Below are 6,017 nucleotides of genomic sequence, written 5' to 3'. Positions count from 1 at the left end.
TGTAGCTAACGTGTACTAATTGCCCGTGAGGCTTGACCATATAACACCCAATGGGTTTTGTGTTGACGTATCAAAGGCTATCGCAAGTCAGACCATGAAGTTACAGATTTCCAGAAGCAAGTTAATGGTAAAAAGGTAAAAACCTAAATCCAGCCTAATTTGCAGAATGACAGTCAGTCGAAACAATACTGACTACACCAGTTTGCTTGGTGACCATAGCGAATGTGAACCACCCGATCCCATCCCGAACTCGGAAGTGAAACCGTTTAGCGCCGATGATAGTGTGGCAGTTTGCCATGCGAAAGTAGGGAATTGCCAAGCTCTTAAATCAAAAACCCAAGTCAATGGCTTGGGTTTTTTTTTGCTTGAATTTTTATTTGTTCGGCGACAACTATCTTGACCGGTGATCAATACATAGACAACAGTATATTTCAAACTATTTTGAGTCCGCCCTTGACTGGAAAACGTATGAAACCTCCCGTGCTGGAGAATCAGCGGTGTGTCGCTGGAAAGTTCAATATTTTGCTTAAAAAAAGGTAAGCATATTAGCTAATATGCAGGCGATGTCTTAAAAATGGGGTAAGGAGAAATGTCGGCATCGATTAATTCATGCACCAACATCATTTAACAATGGTAATGCGTTACGCGCAGATCATTTAAGTGAGTATGCTGGAAACGTCTGTAGTAAAAATTTGGCACAGACCGAAAATAATTATTTGCAAATAATTTGTAACTAATTGGTCGGAACGACAGGATTTGAACCTGCGACCCCTTGTCCCCCAGACAAGTGCGCTACCAAGCTGCGCTACGCTCCGACAGAATGAATATGATGTTTATGATATTATTACGAAGACCTCATAATAACAACGAGACCGACCATTATACTACAGTCGGCCTGTGGATGACACAATATCTAATTGAGTAAAACCAAAATATCTTCCAAACCACTGATCATCTGATCAATCAATTTTTTACTGCGAGCCGAATCCTCTTTGCTATCATTATTGGTTAAATGCACTTTGGCACCGCCAATGGTATAGCCTTGCTCATAGAGTAAGGATCTTATCTGACGAATCATCAACACATCATGGCGTTGATAATAGCGCCTGTTACCACGCCGTTTTACTGGACTCAGCTCTATAAATTCTTGTTCCCAATAACGTAGTACATGCGGCTTAACGCCGCACAACTCGCTGACTTCACCAATGGTGAAATAGCGTTTAGCCGGTATTACTGGCAGTTCGTTATTGTTACTCGGCTCCAGCATAAGCTTCTACTCGGGCTTTAAGTTTTTGGCCTGATCTAAATGTTACCACACGTCGTGCAGTAATAGGTATTTCTTCGCCAGTTTTAGGATTACGACCAGGACGACTGCTTTTATCACGCAGTTCAAATTTACCAAAACCGGATAATTTTACTTGTTCGCCATGCTCTAAAGAACCTTTGATTTCTTCGAAAAACATTTCCACCATGTCTTTCGCTTCGCGCTTATTTAAACCCAGCTCATCAAACAGCTTCTCGGCAAAATCTGCTTTTGTTAATGCCATGAAATCAATCCCTCAGTTTTGCACTTAATTTATTAGTCAATGTTTCTAACGTTCTGTTAAATATAGCATCTATTTCAGAATCTATTAGTGTTTGTGAATTATTTTGCATGATTAAGCTTAATGCAACGCTTTTGCAGCCCTCCTCTACACCTTTCCCTCTGTAAATATCAAAAACCACCACGTCTTGCAGGCTTTGTTCGTTGCCACTCTTAATACAACCGATTAATGCCGCAATCGCCACATCTTCTTTAACGATTAGCGCCATATCACGACGTACAGAAGGGTATTTTGATAAAGACTTAAACTTAGGAAGTTGTTTTTTGAGGATAAGTTCCTGGTCTACTTCGAACAGGAAAACTTGCGTATCAAAACCTAGCTGTTTCTCCAGGTGCGGATGTAGCATACCCAGAAGGCCTATATTATCACCTTTTTCAGATAAAATGGCAGCAGTTTGTCCAGGATGTAACGCAGGGTGTTGCGCTGGAACAAAGTGCACCGAATAGTCCAACAAGGTAAAAATCGCTTCTACGTCTGATTTTATATCAAAAAAGTCGACTTTACGGGTTTTTTCGCCCCATTGCTCTGCATTTGCACTGCCCAAAATCAAACCCGCCAGCATTTTTTGCTGTTGCGTTTGGCCAGATTGATTGACAAAACGCAAGCCGGTTTCAAATAGTCGTACGCGATTTTGCTGACGATTGGTGTTGTATAACGCCGCCTTTAGCAAACCACACCACAAGGTCGTGCGCATCACCGATAATTCCGATGAAATTGGATTTTGCAAACGTATGCAAATATCATCCGGTGCGACAGCGCGTTGTATATCTTCATCGACAAAACTGTAAGTAATCGCTTCTTGATAACCACGATCTACCAACAAATGTTTTACGCGATTAATGTCCAATAGCGTTTCTGTGGCCAGACCCAATTTGGAACGCATCAACAAGCTACTACTAGGCAGGTTGTTATAACCGTAAATACGGGCAATTTCTTCGATCAAATCCGCTTCAATGGCAATGTCAAAACGAAAGCCCGGCGGTGTAACATGCCAGCCATCAGCATCCGAATTTACCATCATACCTAAGCGTTGGAATATATCAACCACTTCGGCATCTTTAAAATCGCTGCGTAATATTTTTTGCAACCGTTGTTTTCTAAGATATAAACTCGGACGCGCAGGCAAATAATTCTCAGTCGTCACTTCAATGATTGCGCCTGCACTACCACCGGCAATCGCAACGATTAATTGCGTGGCACGTTCAAGAGCACGTGTTTGCAAAGTCGCATCCACACCACGTTCAAATCGATGTGAAGAATCAGTATGCAAGCCGTAGCGCCGCGCTTTACCGGCCAACTGTAACGGCGCAAAAAATGCACATTCCAGAAAAATATTTTGTGTTGCATCGCTGACAGCAGAATCGTTGCCACCCATTACACCGGCAACGGCCAGTGCTCTTATGTCATCAGCAATAACCAAGGTTTCGGCATCAAGTTTTATCTCTTGACCGTTCAATAACGTTAATGCCTCATCTATCTGCGCATAGCGAACAGTAATCTTGCCATTGAGCTTATCGGCATCAAACGCATGTAAAGGCTGTCCCAACTCGATTAACACGTAGTTGGTCACATCGACCAATGGCCCCAAACTTCTCAAACCAGAACGACGCAAACGCTCTTGCATCCATAACGGCGTTTCGGCTTTGGGATTAACATTTTTAATTAATCGTCCCAAATAACGAGGACAGGCTTCCGGTACCGCAACCACCACTGGCAATATGTCTTGATGTTGTACGCCAACGTGCTCAACCTGGGTGATTGACCAATCCATTTGGCTATTTGTATGGACAGGCTCATTCAAGTAAGGGATTGACCAATTCGTTTTGTTGAGTATGGCAATCTCACGTCCCAACCCTTCAACGCTTAAGCAATCTGCTCGGTTTGGGGTTAAACTGACCTCAATGATATTATCAGCAAGACCTAAATAATCACGGATATCTCTACCAACCGACGCATCATCCGGCAGTTCCAGTAAGCCTTCCGCTGTAGTGGAAATACCCAACTCTTTAGCCGAACACAGCATACCGAACGATTCTTGACCGCGCAATTTGGATTTTTTAATTTTAAAATCGCCTGGTAAAACCGCACCAATCAATGCCACTGGCACTTTTAGACCTACGCGTACATTACTAGCACCGCACACAATCTGTAATACGACATCCTTACCTATATCTTGACCAGCAAGAATTCGGTCGGCATCGGGGTGATTATCTGAACAACCAATAATATGAGAACAGATATTAACAGCCACTTGACATACCCGTAAGCGATCGGCATCGGGATGTTGTTCTAAAGACAATACTTCGCCGATCACAACACCGCTAAAATCGGCGGCAACTGGCGTTATTGAATCAACTTCCAGTCCTGCCATTGTTAATTGTGCGACCAGTTTTTTCGTACCAACCGCTGGATGACCACCATACTCTCGTAACCAAGCTTCACTGATTTGCATAACGTCAGAATTCCTGTTGGTCGCTTAATTAAATTGTTCTAAAAATTTCAGGTCGTTTTCAAAAAACAACCGTAAATCGTTGATGCCATAGCGCAACATGGCCAGACGTTCCACTCCCATGCCGAAGGCAAAGCCGGTGTATTTTTCGTCGTCAATATTGACTGACTTAAACACTTCAGGGTGGATCATGCCGCAGCCCATCACTTCCAGCCAACCGGTCTGGCTACACACGCGGCAGCCTTCGCCACCGCACATCACGCATTCAATATCCACTTCTGCGGACGGTTCGGTGAACGGAAAATACGACGGCCTAAAACGCACCTGAATGTCTTTTTCAAAGAAGGCACGCAAGAATTCGTACACTACGCCTTTTAAATCGGCAAAACTGACATCGGTATCAACCAGAAAGCCTTCCACTTGGTGGAACATCGGTGTATGGGTAATATCGGAATCACAGCGATACACGCGGCCTGGGGCAATCACTTTCAACGGTGGTGTTTGCGATTCCATCACGCGAATCTGCACCGGCGAGGTATGAGTACGCAGCACGGTGTGGGCATCGAAATAGAAAGTATCATGCATGGCGCGGGCAGGGTGGTGTGCCGGAATATTCAGGGCTTCAAAATTGTGATAATCATCTTCAATTTCGGGGCCTTCCACCACTTCAAAGCCGACGCTGGCGAAAATCTTGTTAATTCTGTTGAGCGTTGTGGTAATCGGGTGCAAGCCACCACTCGTTTGGCCACGGCCTGGCAAAGTGACATCAATACGCTCACTGGCTAAACGCGCAGTTAATGCCGCTTGTTGTAATGACTCTTTTTGCGCTTCCAGTTTTGCCTGTAGCTGGTCTTTGGCTTGATTGATAACTTGGCCAACGGCGCGTCTTTGTTCAGGCTCAAGACTACCTAACTCTTTCATTTGCAGAGTCAGCAAGCCTTTTTTACCAAGATAATGCACACGCACTTGATCGAGCTGTTCAAGATCAGTAACAGCGGTCAGCTCTTGTAATGCCTGTGAGAGAATTTCTTCTGGAGTAGCGGACACGGTTTAGCTCGCTAGTGATTCGAGATAAAAAGAAAACGGCGATTAAGCCGCTAGATCTTCTCTTGTTCAGTAAAGAACAAGAGAAGACATTAAGAGATGGCTCAGATAAGAGCCATCTTTAACCCTTAAGGTTTGCTTTGGTGCGCTTTGGCAATCTCAGCAATTTTTCCGAAAGCGTCTATATCACGTACCGCGATATCCGCCATGACTTTACGGTCGATAGCTACGTTGGCTTTGGTCAAGCCATTGATTAATCGGCTGTAAGAAATGCCGTACATACGCGCTGCCGCGTTGATACGTACAATCCACAAGGCGCGAAACTGGCGTTTTTTCTGCTTGCGATCGCGATAAGCATACTGTCCAGCTTTAATAACGGCCTGCTTGGCAACGCGATACACGCGGCTACGGGCACCGTAATAGCCTTTGGCTTGCTTTAAAATCTTTTTGTGTCTTGCTCTGGCGGTTACGCCACGTTTAACTCTAGGCATCTTCTATACTCTCAGCTGTATGGCATCATGCGTGCAACCATACGAACATCGGATGCGTGAACGGCAGCGGGTGAACGTAACTGTCTTTTACGTTTGGTTGATTTTTTGGTCAAAATATGACGCTTGTGCGAATGCGCACATTTAAAACCGCCGGTACCAGTACGCTTAAAGCGTTTGGCAGCGCCACGGTGGGTCTTGATTTTTGGCATTTGTTTGCTCCACAAAATTAAAATTACCGAATCCTTGAGATGAAACCCTCCCAGGCAAAATGCATGGCCTTGGAGAATTTTTAGTATACCTAAAGGTATACTTGACCGGTCATCCTGACCCGTCAGTTCAGAAGCCAAGGCTTCTAAATTACTTTATAACACCAGATAGAACACAGATGACACGGATTTTACTGATAGTCACGGATAAACAGAAAAAATC

The 6,017-nt window shown here is 44.3% G+C and carries 6 protein-coding genes, 1 tRNA gene and 1 rRNA gene; 1 reads left to right on the top strand and 7 read right to left on the bottom strand.

What is annotated here, in order from left to right; genetic code table 11:
- Window positions 1-205 precede the first annotated feature (205 nt).
- A 5S ribosomal RNA gene (gene rrf, locus CRENPOLYSF2_RS08850) occupies window positions 206-321 on the top strand.
- 417 nt (window positions 322-738) lie between these two features.
- Here the strand turns inward: rrf and CRENPOLYSF2_RS08845 are convergent.
- The 7 genes from CRENPOLYSF2_RS08845 to rpmI form a co-directional block, all read right to left on the bottom strand.
- A tRNA-Pro gene (locus CRENPOLYSF2_RS08845) sits at window positions 739-815 on the bottom strand.
- A 98-nt stretch (window positions 816-913) separates the two neighbouring features.
- Window positions 914-1,267, bottom strand: a complete 354-nt coding sequence (locus tag CRENPOLYSF2_RS08840) for a MerR family transcriptional regulator (RefSeq protein ID WP_087143590.1) — start codon at window positions 1,265-1,267, stop codon at window positions 914-916.
- Window positions 1,251-1,547, bottom strand: a complete 297-nt coding sequence (gene ihfA / locus CRENPOLYSF2_RS08835) for an integration host factor subunit alpha (protein WP_087143589.1) — start codon at window positions 1,545-1,547, stop codon at window positions 1,251-1,253. The genes CRENPOLYSF2_RS08840 and ihfA overlap by 17 nt, the downstream gene beginning before the upstream one ends.
- 4 nt (window positions 1,548-1,551) lie before the next feature.
- Window positions 1,552-4,056 (bottom strand): phenylalanine--tRNA ligase subunit beta, encoded by a 2,505-nt coding sequence (pheT, locus tag CRENPOLYSF2_RS08830; RefSeq protein ID WP_087143588.1) that lies wholly within the window; start codon window positions 4,054-4,056, stop codon window positions 1,552-1,554.
- Between the two features lie 24 nt (window positions 4,057-4,080).
- Window positions 4,081-5,100, bottom strand: a complete 1,020-nt coding sequence (gene pheS / locus CRENPOLYSF2_RS08825) for a phenylalanine--tRNA ligase subunit alpha (RefSeq protein WP_087143587.1) — start codon at window positions 5,098-5,100, stop codon at window positions 4,081-4,083.
- A gap of 125 nt (window positions 5,101-5,225) precedes the next feature.
- Entirely contained in the window at window positions 5,226-5,588 is a 363-nt protein-coding gene (gene rplT / locus CRENPOLYSF2_RS08820; protein WP_087143586.1) for a 50S ribosomal protein L20, read from the bottom strand.
- A gap of 11 nt (window positions 5,589-5,599) precedes the next feature.
- Window positions 5,600-5,797: a 50S ribosomal protein L35 gene (gene rpmI, locus CRENPOLYSF2_RS08815; protein ID WP_087143585.1), complete on the bottom strand. Its 198-nt coding sequence runs from the start codon at window positions 5,795-5,797 to the stop codon at window positions 5,600-5,602.
- Window positions 5,798-6,017: the final 220 nt, after the last annotated feature.

The organism is Crenothrix polyspora (genome assembly GCF_900163755.1).
Classification (GTDB): Bacteria; Pseudomonadota; Gammaproteobacteria; order Methylococcales; family Methylomonadaceae; genus Crenothrix; species Crenothrix polyspora.
The sequence above is the reverse complement of the archived record's forward strand: the minus strand, read 5'-3'. Positions and strand labels throughout refer to the sequence as shown.

What these genes read in the sequence shown, in the direction of transcription:
- rplT (WP_087143586.1), bottom strand. Translation starts at nt 5,588, where the DNA reads ATGCCTAGAGTTAAACGTGGCGTAACCGCCAGAGCAAGACACAAAAAG.
- pheT (WP_087143588.1), bottom strand. Translation starts at nt 4,056, where the DNA reads ATGCAAATCAGTGAAGCTTGGTTACGAGAGTATGGTGGTCATCCAGCG.
- CRENPOLYSF2_RS08840 (WP_087143590.1), bottom strand. Translation starts at nt 1,267, where the DNA reads ATGCTGGAGCCGAGTAACAATAACGAACTGCCAGTAATACCGGCTAAA.
- rpmI (WP_087143585.1), bottom strand. Translation starts at nt 5,797, where the DNA reads ATGCCAAAAATCAAGACCCACCGTGGCGCTGCCAAACGCTTTAAGCGT.
- ihfA (WP_087143589.1), bottom strand. Translation starts at nt 1,547, where the DNA reads ATGGCATTAACAAAAGCAGATTTTGCCGAGAAGCTGTTTGATGAGCTG.